16 protein-coding genes are annotated in these 18,154 nt (G+C 62.2%); 4 read left to right on the forward strand and 12 right to left on the reverse strand.

The genetic code is table 11. The annotated features are described in order from the left end of the window. The first annotated feature begins 7 nt into the window (after window positions 1-7). Window positions 8-2,989 carry a Tn3 family transposase gene (locus CBM2586_RS31770; RefSeq protein ID WP_012354836.1) on the forward strand — a complete coding sequence of 994 codons (2,982 nt, stop codon included), beginning with the start codon at window positions 8-10 and terminating at the stop codon, window positions 2,987-2,989. A 229-nt stretch (window positions 2,990-3,218) separates the two neighbouring features. After that, window positions 3,219-3,446, forward strand: coding sequence for a hypothetical protein (locus CBM2586_RS31775; RefSeq protein WP_012354837.1), 228 nt, complete (start codon window positions 3,219-3,221; stop codon window positions 3,444-3,446). 713 nt (window positions 3,447-4,159) lie between these two features. Here the strand turns inward: CBM2586_RS31775 and CBM2586_RS31780 are convergent. The 4 genes from CBM2586_RS31780 to czcI all read right to left on the reverse strand — a co-directional run bounded on the left by CBM2586_RS31780 (window position 4,160) and on the right by czcI (window position 10,623). Further along, window positions 4,160-7,327, reverse strand: a complete 3,168-nt coding sequence (locus tag CBM2586_RS31780; protein ID WP_012354839.1) for an efflux RND transporter permease subunit — start codon at window positions 7,325-7,327, stop codon at window positions 4,160-4,162. Between the two features lie 14 nt (window positions 7,328-7,341). Further along, window positions 7,342-8,922 carry an efflux RND transporter periplasmic adaptor subunit gene (locus CBM2586_RS31785; RefSeq protein ID WP_012354840.1) on the reverse strand — a complete coding sequence of 527 codons (1,581 nt, stop codon included), beginning with the start codon at window positions 8,920-8,922 and terminating at the stop codon, window positions 7,342-7,344. 15 nt (window positions 8,923-8,937) lie between these two features. Further along, window positions 8,938-10,194, reverse strand: a complete 1,257-nt coding sequence (locus CBM2586_RS31790; protein WP_012354841.1) for a TolC family protein — start codon at window positions 10,192-10,194, stop codon at window positions 8,938-8,940. A 72-nt stretch (window positions 10,195-10,266) separates the two neighbouring features. After that, window positions 10,267-10,623 (reverse strand): cation efflux protein, CzcI family, encoded by a 357-nt coding sequence (czcI, locus tag CBM2586_RS32610; protein ID WP_012354842.1) that lies wholly within the window; start codon window positions 10,621-10,623, stop codon window positions 10,267-10,269. A gap of 438 nt (window positions 10,624-11,061) precedes the next feature. On the opposite strand from czcI, the gene CBM2586_RS31800 reads away from it, so the two are divergent. Beyond that, on the forward strand, window positions 11,062-12,054 hold the full coding sequence (locus CBM2586_RS31800) for a cation diffusion facilitator family transporter (protein WP_012354843.1): 993 nt from the start codon (window positions 11,062-11,064) through the stop codon (window positions 12,052-12,054). Between the two features lie 223 nt (window positions 12,055-12,277). Here the strand turns inward: CBM2586_RS31800 and CBM2586_RS31805 are convergent, their stop codons facing one another. Genes CBM2586_RS31805 through CBM2586_RS31840 form a run of 8 tightly spaced genes read right to left on the reverse strand, consistent with a single transcriptional unit; the run spans window position 12,278 to window position 17,599 of the window. Next, the gene (locus CBM2586_RS31805) at window positions 12,278-13,471 is read right to left on the reverse strand and encodes an MFS transporter (RefSeq protein ID WP_012354844.1); all 1,194 of its coding nucleotides are present in this window, start codon (window positions 13,469-13,471) and stop codon (window positions 12,278-12,280) included. A 17-nt stretch (window positions 13,472-13,488) separates the two neighbouring features. Beyond that, window positions 13,489-14,253: an arsenical resistance protein ArsH gene (arsH, locus tag CBM2586_RS31810; RefSeq protein ID WP_012354845.1), complete on the reverse strand. Its 765-nt coding sequence runs from the start codon at window positions 14,251-14,253 to the stop codon at window positions 13,489-13,491. Next, a complete protein-coding gene (arsC, locus tag CBM2586_RS31815) occupies window positions 14,250-14,672 on the reverse strand; it encodes an arsenate reductase (glutaredoxin) (protein WP_012354846.1) in 423 nt (140 codons plus the stop codon). The genes arsH and arsC overlap by 4 nt, the downstream gene beginning before the upstream one ends. A gap of 9 nt (window positions 14,673-14,681) precedes the next feature. Further along, window positions 14,682-15,758, reverse strand: a complete 1,077-nt coding sequence (arsB, locus tag CBM2586_RS31820; RefSeq protein WP_012354847.1) for an ACR3 family arsenite efflux transporter — start codon at window positions 15,756-15,758, stop codon at window positions 14,682-14,684. Between the two features lie 2 nt (window positions 15,759-15,760). Beyond that, a complete protein-coding gene (locus tag CBM2586_RS31825) occupies window positions 15,761-16,255 on the reverse strand; it encodes an arsenate reductase ArsC (protein ID WP_012354848.1) in 495 nt (164 codons plus the stop codon). Window positions 16,256-16,286: 31 nt separating this feature from the next. Continuing rightward, window positions 16,287-16,781, reverse strand: coding sequence for an arsenate reductase ArsC (locus CBM2586_RS31830; RefSeq protein ID WP_012354849.1), 495 nt, complete (start codon window positions 16,779-16,781; stop codon window positions 16,287-16,289). 9 nt (window positions 16,782-16,790) lie between these two features. Next, the gene (locus CBM2586_RS31835) at window positions 16,791-17,273 is read right to left on the reverse strand and encodes an ArsI/CadI family heavy metal resistance metalloenzyme (RefSeq protein WP_012354850.1); all 483 of its coding nucleotides are present in this window, start codon (window positions 17,271-17,273) and stop codon (window positions 16,791-16,793) included. Then, on the reverse strand, window positions 17,270-17,599 hold the full coding sequence (locus CBM2586_RS31840) for an ArsR/SmtB family transcription factor (protein ID WP_012354851.1): 330 nt from the start codon (window positions 17,597-17,599) through the stop codon (window positions 17,270-17,272). Before CBM2586_RS31840 ends, CBM2586_RS31835 begins: the two co-directional genes overlap by 4 nt. Window positions 17,600-17,737: 138 nt before the next feature. On the opposite strand from CBM2586_RS31840, the gene CBM2586_RS31845 reads away from it, so the two are divergent. After that, window positions 17,738-18,106 carry a DUF2188 domain-containing protein gene (locus CBM2586_RS31845; protein ID WP_116311654.1) on the forward strand — a complete coding sequence of 123 codons (369 nt, stop codon included), beginning with the start codon at window positions 17,738-17,740 and terminating at the stop codon, window positions 18,104-18,106. Window positions 18,107-18,154 lie beyond the last annotated feature (48 nt).

The following is an 18,154-nucleotide window of genomic DNA, read 5'->3' on the forward strand; positions in this document are numbered from 1 at the left end:
GGCACCTATGAACCAGATTTCCGAAACCGCGTACCCGTTACTGCCAGCGGAGATTGCGGCAGACGAGTTGCGGGCAGTCTTCACGCCCAGCGCCGCCGAAATCCGCTTCGTGTACGGCCAGTTCCGGCAGGCGCCAACACGCGTGCTGATTCTGACGCAGCTCAAACTGCTCCAGCGTCTGGGATACATGCCGCCAATGTCAGACGTGCCGCCCGAAATCGTCGACCATATTTGCTCGGTGCTCAAGGTCCGATCGCCGCCCCGCGCAACGATCAAGCGCTATGACAGGTCGGGCAGCAAGTCTCGGCACCAGAAGGTACTGCGCGAATTTGTCGGCATCCGCGTTGTTGACGCGCTGACCCATGAATGGCTTGCTGTCGTGGCGGACATCGCCGCGCGCACGAAGGCAGAGTTGCCGGACATCGTCAACGTGCTGCTTGAGGAACTCATCAGGCAGCGCTACGAACTGCCGCCGCTGGCCACACTCTCGCGCATTGCTGCTTCCGCCCGCAGCCGGCTTCACGAGGCCATCTACCAGGCCTACTCGGAGGCGCTGGACGAGCCGCTCAGAGCCCGCCTCGACGCTCTCTTCATCAACCGGGCGGGACGCACGCCCTGGGACGAACTGAAGCGGGAACCAAAACGGCCAAGGCCGCGCGAGGTGGCAAGCTTCCTCAAGCACATCCAGGCCATAACCGAGTTGGCCGACGGCTTGCCGCCCCCGCCGGACATTCTTTCAGTCCCCAAGCGCATGCAGCTCGTCCTGGAAGCACGAGCCCTCGACATCCATGAGATGCGCGTGCTCAAGCCGGCGAAGCGCTACACGCTTGCCGTGCTGTTCATCCTCGCGCAGCTGCAGAAGGCACTTGATGACGTCGCGGAAATCTTCATCAAGACGGTCCGCAACCTGGAAGGCACGGCGGATCTGCGCATGAAACAGTATCGGCTCGCACACGCTGACGAACTCGAATCGCTTGTCAGTCAGTTTCGCGATGTGCTCCACATCCTGCAAGACGATGAGGCTCCAGCCGCCGAGCGCATCGCGCGCATGAGGGCATCCCTCAATGACGATCCCAGCAGTGCCCTGAACCGATGCAACGAGCACATCGCATATACCGGCAATCACGCCATCCCGTTTTTGCTGGCCCCATACAGGAATCTGCGGTCGCTGCTGTTCCAATTCCTCGACATCCTGTCGCTGCGCTCTAGCTCGCAGGACGATACCCTGCTCGACGCGCTCGCTTGGATCCAGCCATACCGGGCGTCACGTCGCGAATACCTGCTGCTGGGCGACGCGGACCTCGCCGAGCTGCCGCTCGACTGGATCCCGGAAAAGTGGGAGAAATTTGTCTTCCCGGACGGGCGGTCCGCTCGACTGCTGCACCGGAAATATTTCGAGTTGTGCGTGTTCAGCCAGCTCAGACGTGAACTGAACTCCGGCGACGTTTATGTCGAGCACAGCGACCAGTATGACGATCCCCGTGAACACCAGATATCGTGGGAGGAGTTCCGCGAGGAACTGCCGCGCTATGCCGAATTCGTCGACTTCCCGGTCGATGGCCGGGCCTTCGTCCAGCAACTGAAGGACAAACTCAGCGCATTGGCAGACGAGGTCGACGCTACCTTTCCGGAGAACGACTACGTCGAGATTGGCGACCAGGGTCTGATTCTCCACAAGCTCGAGAAGAAGCCCGACCCGCCAAACAAGATGTTGATCGACCAGGCCATCACGGCGTCGATGCGGCCGGTGAGCATCCTTGACATCCTGACCGAAACCGAACAGTGGCTCGATTTACACCGACTGTTTGGCCCATTATCCGGCTTCGAGGCAAAGATCGACGAGCCGCGCAAACGCTTCATCACAACGCTGTTCTGCTATGGGTGTAACCTCGGACCGGCACAGACCGCGCGCTCGGTAAAGAACCTCAGCCGCAAGCAGCTTGCCTGGCTGAATCTGCGCCACGTGACCGAGGAGCGCCTGGACAAGGCCATCGTCAGGGTCATCAACGCATACAACCAGTTTGCGCTGCCGAAGTTCTGGGGCTCCGGCAGCCGGGTTTCGGCCGACGGCACGAAATGGAATCTCTATGAGCAGAATCTGCTATCCGAATATCACATCCGGTACGGCGGCTATGGCGGTATCGGCTACTACCACGTGTCGGACAAGTACATCGCGCTGTTCAGCCACTTCATCCCGTGCGGCGTGCATGAAGCCGTCTACATCCTCGACGGGCTGATCAAGAATACCTCCGATGTGCAGCCGGACACGGTTCACGGCGATACGCAGGCGCAGAGCGCGCCGGTCTTCGCACTCGCACACCTGCTCGGCATCAAGCTGATGCCCCGCATTCGCGACATCAAGGAGCTGCGCTTCTACAAGGCGGACCGGCGCCGTCGCTACAGGAACATCGAGCCACTGTTCCGCGGCAACGTCGACTGGGCCCTGATCGAAAGGCATTTTCCGGACATGCTGCGCGTTGCCATCTCGATCAAGGCCGGCCGTATGACGCCATCGACGATCCTGCGCCGCCTCGGCTCCGAGAGTGTCAAGAACAAGCTGTATTTCGCGTTCCGCGAGCTCGGCCGGGTGATCCGCACCCTGTTCCTGCTGCGCTATATCAACGACCCGGAAATGCGCCGGACGATCCATGCCGCGACGAACAAGAGCGAGCAGTTCAACGATTTCGCGAAATGGCTGATGTCCGGCGGCGACGTCATCGCGGAAAACGTCCGGCACGAGCAGCGCAAAGTCATCAAGTACAACCAACTCGTCGCGAACATGGTCATCCTCTACAACGTGCAGTGGATGTCGCGCAAACTGAAGGAGCTGCAAGTGAAGGGCCATCCCGTCGACGCCGAGGTGCTCCAGGCGCTGTCGCCTTACCGGAAGGACCACATCAACCGGCTCGGGTCCTATTTGGTGGATCTCCAGCGGAAGGTGCCGCCGCTCGATACGTCGATCGATTTCGTTTTCGGATCGGCGGCGTAGTGGGAGGTTGGCAAGAATGCCCGCGACTTCCGCGAGCGCGGCGCGCCATCGTCGTGCGAGACAGCGCCATCGACGCATGTCGAAGGCTTACCCGTCGTGACCCGCTCCTGCAAGCGGGCAACTGACGCAGACTCTTGGAAAACCACCGACCTGAACACCGTGACGAATCGGCTCGACCTCTTCGAACACAGCCGCGACGTCATGCTACGCAATGACGTGCTGGCGGCGCTTGAGCAACGCGACCACCGGCGGACGTGAGGCGCCGCTTCGGCTGACCTCGGAATATCCGATCGACGCGCTCGCGCCGACCATCGAGATACTGGTCGACATGCCCTCGCTCATGCTCGACATGCTGAGCCTGGAACGCGAAGGCCGGCAGCATGAACTCCTCGAACGACGAAAGACCTTCCGCGACCTGCACCCGGGGCTCTTCAGTGCCTACATCCGTATGCGATAGCGGCAGTCACGCCAAGTGTTGCCCACACAACCGTGGCTGGCTCGACGCAGAGACATTTTTTCTTTACGGATCAGATAGTTAAGCCAACTTTGGCGAAAATTTCACGAATCCCGGCCGACCCTCGTATACCATCACCATCCTCGTGGTCACTGAACCCCCACGGTCGTTCATTGCTGCCCGTCGGACCAAATCAAACCACGTTTAGCCGTGTGGCATCCCCAGTCGGAAGCGGTCCCGGGCACCGACTTCCGGTCAATGCATGTGTGTCTGCGTCAACCACGACGCCTTGGACCGCTCTGACCTTTGGGCCGTGCTTTTGACTTTTTCTTTGACTTTGTCATCGGCCCATGACGCCAACGAAGAAAGGCGGCAAAGGCGCCGAATAGCAATAGCAGCCCGACCGTCAAGACACCGATGGTGACCGCTACCTCATTGGAAACGTGATTGTGGTTCATGGGACGCTATTCCCCTTGCGAAGCGGCAAAACGCACAGGTCGACCCTCAATCCAAGACGCTTCCGAGGGCCATTTCGCGAAGCAACTCGCCTTTTGATCCGTATAACGCTTTAAATCAAAAGGCGATCGGCGTCACCATTGCTCCGTGCCCGCCTCAGCGCACCCCGGTGAACCCGTGGTGGTGGAAGGTTGGGCGCGCGTGACAGAATATTCTGAAGCCGGGCCCGGATGCCGGAACCCGGCTTAGTCACGGCCAGATCAGGCCGGCTGTCTGCCAGGCACTTCGACCACGGCCGCCTCCTCTTCATCGCGGCGATGGACATAGCGATAGAGGGCCGGCAGGACCAGCAGGGTCAGTGCCGTGGAAGACAGGATGCCGCCGATCACCACGGTGGCCAGCGGCCGCTGCACCTCCGCCCCCGTTCCCGTCGCGATTGCCATGGGCACGAAGCCCAGCGAAGCTACCAGCGCCGTCATCAGCACCGGGCGCAGGCGCGTGATGGCACCGACCCGCACCGCCTCGTCCAGCTCCCGGCCTTCCTCGCGCAGCGTGCGGATGAAGGAGAGCATCACCAGGCCATTGAGCACCGCCACGCCGGACAGGGCGATGAAGCCCACTGCCGCCGAGATAGATAGCGGAATCCCGCGCAGCCATAGCGACAGGATGCCGCCGGTCAGCGCGAACGGAATGCCCGTGAAGACGAGCAGGCCGTCCTTGAGATTGCCGAACATCGTAAACAGCAGCAGGAAGACCAGCAGCAGCGCGACCGGCACCACGACCTTCAGCCGCGACGTGGCGGACTGAAGTTGCTCGAAGGTGCCACCCCACGTGGTCCAGTAGCCGGCAGGGATCTGCACCTGCGATGCGATCTTGTCTTCCGCCTCGGCGACGAAAGAGCCGATATCACGTCCGCGTACGTTGGCGCTGATCACCACACGCCGCTTGCCGTTCTCGCGACTGATCTGGTTCGGACCCGGTGCCATGTCAAAGCTTGCCAGCTCGCCGAGTGGCACGTAAGAAGTGGCCTGCGAGGCGACCTCCTTGGGCAACGGCACCGGCAGGCGCTTGAGTGCCTCGATGTCCTGCCGCACCTCGTCTGGCAGCCGGACCAGGATATCGAAGCGGCGGTCCCCTTCGAACAGCAGTCCGGCTTCCCGGCCGCCGATGGCGGTGGAGATCGTCTCCTGCACTTCCGACAGGCTGATGCCATAGCGCGATACCTTCTGGCGGTCGATGTTGATGGTCAGCATCGGCAGGCCGGTAGTCTGCTCCACCTTGACCGATTCGGCGCCGGCCACGCCCTGCAGGGCCTTGGCGATGCCGGCTGCGGCCTTGTTCAACTGGTCCATGTCGTCGCCGAACAGCTTGACGGCCACGTCGCTGCGCACGCCGGAAAGCAGCTCGTTGAATCGCATCTGGATCGGCTGGGTGAACTCATAGTTGTTGCCCGGCACCTTGCTCACGATCTCCTGGATGGCGGCGAGCACCTCGGCCTGGCTGCGGCGCGGGCTCGGCCACTGGTCGGCCGGCTTGAGCATGACAAAGGTATCCGCGACGTTGGGCGGCATGGGATCGGTGGCAATCTCGGCCGTGCCGATCTTGGCGAAGACGCGCTCCACCTCGGGTACCTTCCGGATGTGCTTTTCCAGCTCGCCCTGCATTGCAACCGCCTGGCTCAGGCTGGTGCCGGGGATGCGCAGGGCATGCACGGCGATATCGCCCTCGTTGAGGTTCGGGATGAACTCCGTGCCAAGCCGGCTGGCCACGGCTACGGAGAACAGGACCAGGACCGCGGCGAAGACGGCGACGATCGACGTATTGCGCAGCGCGGCGTCCAGGGCCGGCTCATATTTCTTCCTGGCCCACGCCATCAGCCGGTTCTCCTTCTCGGAGATCCGGTCGCCCATGAAGAGCGCCACGGCCGCGGGAATGAAGGTGACCGACAGGATCATCGCTCCCAACAATGCCAGCACCACCGTGAAGGCCATCGGGTGGAACATCTTGCCTTCCACGCCGCTGAGCGCAAAGATGGGCAGGTACACGATCATGATGATCAGCTGACCGAAGATCAGGGCCCGGCGGGCTTCCTTCGATGCATTGAACACTTCGTGGAAACGTTCGGTCCGGGTCAGCGGCCTGCCATGCAGGGACTGGGCATGCGCCAGGCGCCGCACGCAGTTCTCGACGATGACGACGGCGCCGTCGACGATGATGCCGAAATCGAGCGCGCCCAGGCTCATCAGGTTGGCACTGACCTTGTAGCTCACCATGCCGGTAAAGGTGAACAGCATGGACAGCGGGATGACCAGGGCCGTGATGACGGCCGCCCGCATATTGCCGAGGAAGAGGAACAGCACCGCAATCACCAGGATGGCGCCTTCCAGCAGGTTCTTCTTCACCGTGGCAATGGCCTTGTCCACCAGCGTGGTCCGGTCGTACACCGGTACTGCCTTGACGCCGGCCGGCAGGGTCTTGTTGATCGCGGCGATCTTCTTGTCGACGGCCTGGGAGACCGCGCGGCTGTTCTCGCCGATCAGCATGAAGACCGTGCCCAACACCACTTCCTGGCCGTTCTCGGTCGCCGCACCGGTGCGTAGTTCCTTGCCGATGGCGACATCGGCCACATCCCGGATGCGAATCGGGATGCCTTTATTGGCACCGATGACCACATCACCGATATCCTCGATCGAGCGGACCTGGCCCGGCGCGCGCACCAGGTACTGCTCGCCGCGGCGCTCGATGTAGCCGGCGCCGACATTCATGTTGTTCTTGTCGAGCGCCGCCACCAGCTCGGCCAGGGACAGGCCGTAGCTCGACAACCGCTCCAGGCTGGGTGCTACCACGTACTCCTTGGCGTATCCACCGATGGTGTTGATCTCGGTGACGCCCGGCACGGTGCGCAGCTGCGGCTTGATGACCCAGTCCTGGATCTCGCGCAGGTCGGTAGGCGTATAGGGCTTGCCATCCGGTTTTTTTGCGCCCTCGGTGGCTTCGACCGTCCACATGTAGATCTCGCCGAGGCCGGTGGAAATCGGGCCCATCGTCGGTGTCAGGCCGACCGGCAGGGATTCGCGCGCTTCCTGGATGCGCTGGTTGACCAGCTGCCGCGCAAAGTAGATATCGGTGCCATCCTTGAAGATGACGGTGACCTGGGACAGGCCATAGCGCGACAGCGAGCGGGTCTGTTCCAGCCCGGGCAAGCCCGCCATCGCGGTCTCGATCGGGAAGGTGATGCGCTGCTCCGCCTCGAGCGGCGAATAACCGGGCGCGGCCGTGTTGACCTGTACCTGGACGTTGGTGATATCGGGTACGGCATCGATCGGCAGGCGGGTGTAGTTGTACACGCCCAGCGCGGCCATGCCGAGCACGACCAGCAGCACCAGCCAGCGCTGCTCAATGGCAAAGCGAATGATACGTTCGAACATGCTGGTCTCCGGTATCAGTGCGCGTGTTCCGCGCCCGCCTTGCCGAGTTCGGCCTTGAGCAGGAACGAGTTGGTCGCGGCGTACTTCATGCCGGCGCGCATGCCCTCTCGGATCTCGGTCCGTTTGCCGTCCGAGTGCCCGAGCTTGACCGGTTGCGGCAAGAATCCGCCCGGCACCGCCACGAACACGACGGGCTCATCGCGCACCGTCTGGATCGCTTCCGTAGTCACGGTCACCGGTGCTTCGGCGACGCCAGCCGTCAGCGAAACGGTTACGAACAGGCCGGGACGCCAGCCCATCTTGGGATTGTTCAGGGTCACGCGCGCGCGCGCCGTGCGGGTCTGCTCGCCCAGCAAGGCGCCGACATAGGAAACCTTGCCTTGCGCCTTCTCCTCGAAGGCCGTCGAAGAGATCGTCACCTGTTCGCCAACGCGGACATTGCCAAGGTCCTTGGGGGAGATGACAAACTCGGCCCACACCGTGCTCAGGTCCGAGATGGTGAAAACATTGGCGTCTTCCTTCACGGCCTCGCCCAACGCCAGATGCTTTTCCACGATCACGCCGTCGAACGGCGCGCGCAGCTCGAACCGGTTCAGGCCCTTGGACGCAGCCGAAGCGCCGATGGCACTCAGCTTCTGGCCGGCGTTACGCACCGCGATCTCCGCTTCCTGCAGCGCGGTCCTGGCCTGCAGGTAGTCCTGCTCGGCGGAAATCCGCTCTTCCCAGAGCTTCTTCTCACGCTGGTAGGTGGTCTTGGCCAGTGCAAGACGCTGCTGGGCCGCGAGCAGTTCGCTGCGCTGCTCGGAGAGCTGCGTGCTCGCGATCACGGCCAGCACTTCGCCCTTCTTCACGGTCTGGCCCAGGGATGCCGGCACGGCCTCGGCCACGCCCGCCAGGCGCGGCACCACGTGGGCGGTGCGGTCCTCGTTGAAGCGGATCTCGCCCGGGAACTGCAGGGTCGAGGCAATCTGCGCCGGGCCGGCTGCCTGGATCGCGACGTTCGATGACTTGAGCTGGCTCTCGCTCAGGCGAACGACATCCTCGTCCTTGTTGAGTGCGACGGTCAGCTGAGCACCAGCGGCGCGTACCACGATATCGGCCTGGAAGACATGGGGCTCGCCGATGGCGGTGGTACTTTCCAGATAGCCGTCCTTGGCGACGAACGCCAACGCTTCGGTCTCGCCCGTGGGACGCTTGAGTGTGCCCGTCGCCGCAAGGTCTTTTGCAGCGATAGCCTTGTCCTTGCGCGTGCCCCACAGCCGGAGGCGAGCGTCGTCGCCATCTTCGGCGAGGAGGGTTTCAATGGTCAGGTCCTTCTCGGTCTGCAACTGGCCGCCGTGAGGCCCCTTCGGGCCGGCTTCATGATGCTCTTCGTCGGCATGGCCCTCGGCGTGGTCGTGTCCTGCCTCCTTGCCGCCGTCGTGGTGTTCCGCGTCCGCGTGGCCCTTGGCCTCCGCATGGTCGCCATGGCTGTGCCCATGTTCGTCCGCGCCACTGCCGGACTGGCCGCTCGTCAACAGTACGCCTCCGGTTGCCAGCGCACCAATGACGACGATTGCCGCGATGATGGACTTTTGCTTGGTAGTAATTGACATGCTGCGGTAGTCCCTTTAGCGACCGAGGATGCGGTCAATGTTCGTGGCGGCCTCGTAGGTGCGGGCCAGTACGCCGAGATAACGGATGCGGGCCTGGAACAGGGTGCGTTGGGCGTCCAGTACGTCCAGGAAGTTGAACTTGCCGGCTTCGAATCCCTTGGTGGCCGCGTCGTACGCCTGCTGGGCCCCGGGCAACACGGTCGTCTTCAGCGCCTGGGCGGAAGCCCGTGACACCGACAGCTGGTTTGAAGCCTGTTGCAGGGCGTTGTTCAGGCGGATCTGGCTGGCAAGGTACTCGTCCTGCGCCTTGTCGGCGCGGCGGATGGCCTCGTAGAGATTGCCCTGGTTCCGGTCAAACAGCGGCAACGGGATGGCGACGCCAAGTACGGCCATGTTCCGGTTGGCTTCGTTGTCACGCTTGGCGCCGACACTGAGCGTCAGGTCCGGGTATTGGCGGCTGCGCTCGACCCCGACCAGTGCCTGTCGTCGGTCCAGTTCCAGCCGGTTTGCCAGCAGGGCCGGCGACCTTTCGAGTTCCGCGCGCAGCAAGTCCGGCGCCGGTCGCGTCGGCAGGGCATCGAGGTCACCGACCGCCTCCGTGAATTGCGGGCTGGCGTTCCCCCACAAGGTGGCAAGCGCCTGCCGTGCCGTCTGCAGTTCCGCGGTGGCCTCGGCGACTTCCAGTTCGGCGTTGGCCTGTTCGACACGCGCCTTGGTCTCATCGACTGGCGAGATCTTGCCCGCGGCCACACGCCGGGCAGCGGCCTGGGCACCCTTGGCGGCGATGTCCGCCGAGCCGGTCGCGAGCTTGACCCGCTCCTGCGCAATCAGGACACCGAAGAAGGCCGCGATGACCGATGCGCGCAGGTCGGCGCGGAGACTGCTCAACTGCGCCTGGGCGACGTCCCGCCCGCGTTCGGCGGCCGCAATTCGGGCCGAGCGCTTGCCGCCGAGTTCTAGCGGAATGTTGACCTGTCCGGTCGTGGTGCGCGTCGCCTTGCGCGTGTCTTCCATGACCGCGGCGATTTCCGGGTTGGGAATCACCCGCGACTGCATGATCGCGCCTTCGTTTGCGTCGACCTCCTTGGCCGCCGCGGACAGTGAGAAGTTGCCAGCTGCCGCCAGGGCGAGGGCGGTCTCGAGCGTCAGCGGCCCAGCGTCATCGCGCTGCGCTGCAACGGCACCGGTGGTGGCAGGCAGGGCCTGGCCGAGGGTAAGAGTAGGGCTGAGCGCGCATGCCGCCAGCCCGAGCTGCAGGAAAAGTCTTCGCATCGAATTGCACCACGGAAAGTACCAGGGGAATTCGGCGAGACGAGGATCGTCAGGAAGAGATCGTCTCGCCGGTCAGGCGAGACGGGGCCATTGGGGGCGGTCCGGCGCCCTGGCGTTGTGCGAGGTGAAATGCGCCTGCACGACGACTGGCGCCATTTCGACACGCTGCAGGGATTCCAGGCCAGGATTGGCGGCCCAGGCGAACGGCACGGATGCCATGTGGCAGACGCCACAGTCACTATGTATACCCGTTTTGTTCTGCTTTTCGACCTGTTCAAGGTCCGACTGGCCCTGGTGCTGATGCTCGTGGTGCCCGAAGTGCCAGATGCCCGGCACCGTTGCCTCATGCTGGCAATACGCTGCCGCACCGGCCCAGGCAAACTGGAACGGCAAGACAAGCATGAGGAAGATCAGGAACAACCGGCGCATCGGGGGAGCGGGCTTGGAGACGACGCAAGTTTACCCGAAAACCGCCCCGTCGCTTGTGACGACTTCATTACGTGTGTGTCAGAAAATGACGGCGCACGCCGCTCTGCAGGAGGCAGCCTGCCCTGCGCTCCGCCCCTTGGCAACTGGATCGCCCGTAAGCAAGAATGGGAAAACTTACCGGTGCTGGTCTAGTCGGGGCCGCCGATTCTGTCCACGAATGGCCTACCGCAGCGCCCACAAGGTAGGTGCGGTTCTTGCGTCCTGTTGAAAGGGAATCTGCTTTTCGATGGATCATTATCGCTAGTGGCAACCCGGCCAAGATCCGACCTCGGAATACCCTCGCCCTGCGAGTGGCTCGCGCAAAGACGGCAGGTGATTATGCAGTATGCCGGGTCCGTGATTTTGAAAACAACCGGTGAACGCGCAGAGGAGTGCAGGATGGGCACGGGGCACAATCATAGTCACGCGACGCGCAACGAGCGCGCCTTAAAGGTGGCGCTCGGTCTGACGTCGGCGTTTCTATTGACGGAACTCATCGGGGGCGTACTGACCCAGAGCCTGGCACTCATTTCAGACGCTGCCCACATGTTCACTGATGCAGCGGCGCTCGCAATCGGGCTGGCTGCGATTCAGATCGCCAAGCGTCCGGCGGATGCGCGAAGGACCTTTGGATACTATCGCTTCGAAATTCTGGCTGCAGCATTTAACGCCGTCATGCTGCTTGGCGTAGCACTGTACATTTTGTATGAAGCGTATCGCCGCCTGAGCGATCCTCCGGAAGTGCAATCTTTGGGGATGCTTGCGATTGCCACGGTAGGTCTCGTGATCAATCTAATCAGTATGCGCATGCTTTCTGCCGGAAAGGAGCAGAGTCTGAATATCAAGGGCGCCTACCTTGAGGTTTGGAGCGACTTGCTTGGTTCCCTCGGCGTCATTGCCGGCGCTCTGATTATTTGGCTGACCGGATGGGGATGGGTCGATTCGGCGGTCGCAGTGCTCATCGGACTCTGGGTGCTGCCAAGGACCTGGGTGCTCTTGAAATCGAGTCTCAACATTCTATTGGAAGGGGTTCCGGAAGATATCGAACTCGATGAAGTAAAACAAGTGCTGCTTTCAGTTCAAGGGGTGCACAGCCTTCACGATCTGCATATCTGGGCGCTATCGAGCGGGAAAATCAGTCTAACCGTCCACCTGGTGATTCCACCCGAAACTGATGTGGAACGCAAGATTCTACCTACCGTACGCGAGCTCCTTGCCGAGCGATTCGACATCACCCATATCGCGATCCAATGCGAGCCGACACCCTGTCCTCAGGCGGAAGCCTCGTTCCATTTGGTGGCCGCATCGGACGAGCACGCTGATGCCTCAATCAACAGTAATCACAGTGACCTTGGGCGCCCGCGGGCGGGACAAGCGCATCGAGAACTTTAGCGCCATGGCGGATGCCGTGATCGCGACTTGCGTCCTATGCGACACTCGGTGCTTATTTGGTTTTTGCAAATCTTCAGTAATCGCTTCCATCACCCGCGCAGGCTCGCCCGCCGACGCAAACAGCGGCGCGCTTGCATTTGGGAGAGTGGGCGTCCGCTCTGGCCGGTGCGAAGCCCTGCGAGGCTTTCCCGTTCAGTCGTCGCGCCGAGCAGTCCTGCCAAGTTCAAACCACTTTGGCGACGGACTGCTCCACTTGCTGAATTGCCATGAGAACGACGATGGCTCCTACACCGAGTGCCGACGACAGCCAAAGTGCCTTGGCGTCGAACGCATCAAGGCAAATGCCGAACAGCCATGGCGCCAATGCCTGGGCGACGCGCGCGGGGACCATCAATACACCTTGGCGGTGCCCGTAGCCGCTGGGTCCGAAGATGACCAAAGGCAGTGTTCCTTTAGCGATGGTCAGGATACCGTTGCCAGCGCCATGCAATACGCCGAACAATGCGGCCGCGGGTGCGCCTACGAGTCCAAAGGCCAACGCACCGATAGGGTGTAATGCTGCCGCTATGCGCGCGGAGAGCAAGGGATGGATCTTTCTCAGAAGCCCGAACTCAAGGATTCTTGCCCCGACCTGCGCAGGACCGATCAAGGCACCGACCATCACGGCCGTTGCCACAGTCGCGCCCCCGGCCTGCAGGAGGCGTGGCAAGTGTGCAGCCATCGCGGTGCTGATGAACCAGGTCGCCGCGAACACGAAAGCCAACGCATACGAAGCGAACCGCTGCTTGTCGCGCTCTGCCACGCTTGAAGGATCGCGCTTCGCCGGCACAACCTTATCTTGCTTCGCATCTTCGGAGACAAGTCTCTGCGGCGTGCTGGCATTCAGCAACAAGCCGAGTGTCAGGTGTAATCCCGCCCACGCAAGACATGCCCCGCGCCATCCGATGTGGGCTTCCATGAAGGTCGACAAGGGCCAACCGACCGTACTGGCAAGGCCTGCAATCAGCGTAATACCGGTGATGGCGCCCCGAGAGCGGTTGCCGTATAGGACCACAAGCGTGGCGAATGCGGCTTCATATAGCCCTGCGCCCATCCCCACACCCAGGACCAGCCAGGCAACAAAAAGGCCCATTGCGCCCTGTGCGAAGCCGAGCCCAGTCAGGCCGAGCGCAAACACAATGCTGGTGGCAACCAGCACAGAGCGGCCGCCCGACCGATCGATCATTCTGCCTGCATACGATCCAATTACTGCCGACACGATAAGCGCGGCGCCAAATGCTGCAAACACCGTCGAGGTGGAGACGCCGAGATCCGTCGCCATTGGCGTCGCCAGCATGGCCGGCAGGTAGTAGGTGGATCCCCACGCGAGTGTCTGGGCGATTCCCAGCCTCGCAATCACGCCGGTGCTCGGCTCCATAGCCATTCCTTGGCTTGTTACTCGACTTCGCCGCTGTCGGTATCGCTGACCTGAGCCTCCTGCTCCTGACTCATCGCGGCCGCAACGAGCGTCGTGGCAGTCGCCGGCGCCGCCTCCTTGCGCTCGCTGTAGCGGTCTGTCAGGTAGTCGCTGCGATCGCGCACGAGCAGCGTGAACTTGTATAGCTCCTCCATGACGTCGACCACGCGGTCATAGTAGGAGGATGACCTCATGCGGCCGTTCGCGTCGAACTCCTGGTACGCCTTGGCGACCGACGACTGGTTGGGGATCGTCACCATGCGCATCCAGCGCCCCAGCACGCGCAGAGCATTGACGGCATTGAAAGATTGCGAGCCACCGCAAACCTGCATCACAGCAAGCGTGCGTCCCTGGGTCGGGCGAATCCCGCCCATCTCCAGTGGCAGCCAGTCGATCTGGTTCTTGAAGATCGCGGTCAGCGTGCCATGCCGCTCGGGACTGCACCACACCTGGCCTTCGGACCACTCCGAGAGCTTGCGCAGTTCGGCCACCTTGGGATGGTCGGCAGGGACGCTGTCGCAGATCGGCAGGCCATGCGGGTCAAACACGCGAGTCTGCGCACCGAAGTGCTGCAGGATCCGTTCGGCTTCCTTAACGAGCAGGCGACTGTACGAGGTCTCGCGCAGTGAGCCGTAGAGCAACAGGATGCGCGGTGGGTGGGCATTGACGTGTGCCGGCTCCAGTTTGTGCAGGTCCGGGGTGTCGAGCACAGCCGGGAGGATGTTGGGCAGATCACTTGTCATGGCACCCTCCGTCCTTGCTCGTCGATCACGACCTCGCCATCTTCCTTGGTGAATGCGGCTTGTTGTGGCGAGGGCAGGATGTCGAGTACGACTTCCGAGGGCCGGCACAGCCGCACGCCCAGCTCGGTGATAACAAAGGGCCGGTTGATCAGGATCGGCTGGGCAAGCATCGCATCGAGCAACTGGTCATCCGTCAGCGCCGGATCGGACAGGCCCAGTTCGGCGTAGGGCGTGCCTTTCTCGCGGATGGCCTGGCGCACCGTGAGGCCGGCAAGCCGGATCATCTGCTGCAGCGTCTGCCGGTCCGGCGGCGTATTCAGATATTCGATGACATTCGGCTCGACGCCCGCATTGCGAATCATGGCCAGCGCATTGCGTGACGTACCGCACGCAGGGTTGTGATAGATCGTTACCGACATGCCAACTCCTTAATGTGCCTTCGCCTCATACCAGTGCTGGGACCGGTTGACGATGCTGACGACCAGCAGCATGACCGGCACCTCGATGAGCACCCCTACGACCGTGGCCAGCGCCGCTCCCGACTGGAAGCCAAAGAGGCTGATCGCGGTGGCGACCGCGAGTTCGAAGAAATTGCTGGCGCCGATCAGGCTGGACGGACCCGCCACGCAATGGGCCACGCCAAACTTGCGGTTCAGCAGGTAGGCCAGCCCCGAGTTGAAGAAGACCTGGATCAGGATCGGCACCGCGAGCAGCGCGATCACCAGCGGCTGGTCGATAATGGCCTTGTCCTGGAATGCAAACAAGAGAATCAGCGTAAGAAGCAGCGCGGTGATGGAGTAGGGCCCCAGTCGCTGCACGACACGCTGGAAGTAGGCAACGCCGTGGCCCAGCAACATCTTGCGCAGCAGTTGCGAGATGATGACCGGCACGACGATGTACAGGGCCACCGACGTGAGCAGGGTGTGCCAAGGGACAGTGATCGACGACAGGCCCAGCAGCAGCGCCACCACCGGCGCGAAGGCAACGACCATGATGGCGTCGTTCAGGGCGACCTGGGACAGCGTGAAGTACGGATCGCCCTTGCAAAGCTGGCTCCAGACAAAGACCATGGCCGTGCATGGCGCGGCGGCCAGAAGTATGAGGCCGGCCACATAGCTGTCCAGCTGGTCGGCAGGCAACAGCGGCGCGAAAAGGTGGCGCACAAAGATCCAACCGAGCAGCGCCATGGAGAACGGCTTGACCGCCCAGTTGATGAACAGCGTCACGCCGATGCCTCGCCAGTGCGATTTCACCTGGCCCAGTGCGCCAAAGTCAATCTTGATCAGCATGGGGATGATCATCACCCAGATCAGGATGCCCACTGGCAGATTGACCTGTGCGTATTCCATCCGTCCGATCGCCTGGAAGACATCCGGCAGCATTTGCCCCAGTGCGATACCAGCGACAATGCACAGCGCGACCCAGACGGTCAGATAGCGCTCGAAAAAGCTGATGGCAGGTTTGGCAGCGGGCTGGCTGGTGGCTGCTACGTTTTGGCTACTCATGTTCAGTTCCCCGCCAGACGCTGCAGCGTCCCCTGCAACTCGGCGTTGCTCATGTCCTCGATCGGGAGCAGCAGCAGTTGCAGCATCCGGTAGGCGATCGCCTGCCGGGTCAGCTCGAATGCCTGGCGCTTCTTCTCATCGCCGCCTTCCGCATTGGACGGGTCAGGGTAGCCCCAGTGCACCTTCACCGGGCTACCCGGCCAGTACGGACATTCTTCCTCGGCCGCGCTGTCGCACACCGTGATGACAACGCGCATCTGCGGCGCATCGGGGTTGACGAATTCATCCCAGCTCTTGCTGCGGAAATCGCCGACCTCGACGCCGGCGTTTGCCAGCACCTCGATCGCGAACGGGTTGATACGTCCGCTCGGGGAGCTTCCGGCGCTGTAGGCACGCACATCCCGACCGAACTGCCTGGCCAGGTGATTGAGCATGCCTTCGCTCAGAACGCTACGGGCGGAGTTGTGGGTACAGAGGATCAGTACGTTGGTCGTCATGGGGGCAAAAACTAGTTCTATTGGGAGCGCTTCAGCGCGTGCCGATGTCCCGGATGGCCTTCTGAAGCGCGATGGCGTCAAGCTTCGGCAGGGGCAGGGACAGGAACAGTTCAATACGACGCTTGAGCGAAATGACTGCGTCGTTGATGGCCTGCTGCTTCTGGGCGTCGGTGCCCTCGCAGGCGGCCGGGTCGGGGACGCCCCAATGTGCTGTCATGGGCTGGCCAGGCCAGATCGGGCAGACTTCTCCCGCGGCCTTGTCGCAGACCGTGAAGACGAAATCGAGTGTTGGTGCGCCGTCTCGGGAGAACTCATCCCAGCTCTTGCTGCGAAACCCGTTGGTCTCCATGCCGTGGCGCGCCAGCGCTGCCAGTGCGAGGGGATTGACGACACCCGTGGGGTGACTACCAGCCGAGTAGGCGCAAAAGCGCCCCTGGCCCAAATGATTCATCAGACCTTCTGACAGAATCGAGCGGGCCGAATTGCCAGTGCAGATGAAGAGGACGTGGTAGGTTTTTTCGCTCATGACGCGCCCTCAGCAGCAAGACGGCGTGGCATTGACGGCGATGCCGATCGGCTTCCCCTTCGGAGCACGCGGCGCGCAACAGGCCGATTCCTGACCGTCCGCATCGGGCTTTCGGGATTCTGCGTACACGGGCACATCGCCGAGGGTGTGGAAGTGCTCCCACGCGATGCCCTGCGGGTCCGTCAGCCAGTACTTGTCGCTACGCGCATAGCAGCACGTGGTTTCGCCTTCGTCTTGCATCGCCATGTCCGCGGCTTGGGCCCGCTGCTTCAGCTCCGCGAGTTCTGCGGCGTCGTCAGTCTGGAAGCCCAGGTGGTCAACCCCGGTTTCTGCGCCGCGCGCCGAGATGGCAAAATTCACACGGGGGTCTTCAAGCATCCATTTCGCGTAGTCGTCCTTCACCACCGACGGTTCGGCCGCGAAGAGCGCTGAATAGTAGCGAATGCTCGCAGACAGGTCTGCGACGCTGACATGTACGTGGAAGCGTTTCATGATCGGGACTCGACGGAACAGGTGGACACAGGGGAGCACGGATTGCCGCTGCAGCAGTTCTCCGTGAGGTAACCCAGCAAGGCGTTCATGGTTTCGAAATGAGCCATGTAGATGATCGAGCGGCCGGCCTGCTGGCTGGACAGCAAGCCAGCGCGGTGCAGTTCCTTCAGGTGGAACGACAACGATGACGCCGGCATTTCCATCAGTTCGGCAATCCGGCCAGCCGGCAGCCCGGCGGGCCCGGCTTGCACGAGCATCCGGAAGACAGACAGGCGTATCGGATGCGCGAGCGCGGCAAGCGATTCAAGGGCGTGATTGGTTTCCATCATTCGAATATAGTCGAATGATGGAAACCAATCAAGTGAAGTTTATGTGATGCGTTGCCTCGAATCTATGTGTCCATTAGGCAGTATGCGACCGAGGACACGTCCCGCCAGATCGGTCTCCGCCATGGCGCTGGGTGTATGAATCCACAATCACTCATGCGCGCGCGCTGTCCGAACTCAGGAGCCTATTCCTATGTGCGGATGCACTCATTGTTAGTCGCCGCAGCACAGGCACTGTTCGTCCATCGGTCTACAACTGAAGAAAAAGCGCAGGAGGGCGAGATCATGTCCACACGTGATATTCACGTATTCCACGAAATTGCCGGCTGGGCGCTATACGTTGAAGGCCAACGCGACGCGATTAGCCACTATACAACCCAGCAGAAGGCCGTTGCCGCCGGGACGGCCAAAGCGCAACGTGAACACGTTGATATTTTCGTCCACCCATGCCATGAGAGAAGAGGCACGTGGATTCGCCACATCCACGATTTGCGCGATACCGATTAGTGATCCGGCGGGTGGGGCCGACCACCGGAAGGCTGACGTGCTTCCTCG

It is taken from the genome of Cupriavidus taiwanensis (assembly GCF_900250115.1).
Classification (GTDB): domain Bacteria; phylum Pseudomonadota; class Gammaproteobacteria; order Burkholderiales; family Burkholderiaceae; genus Cupriavidus; species Cupriavidus taiwanensis_B.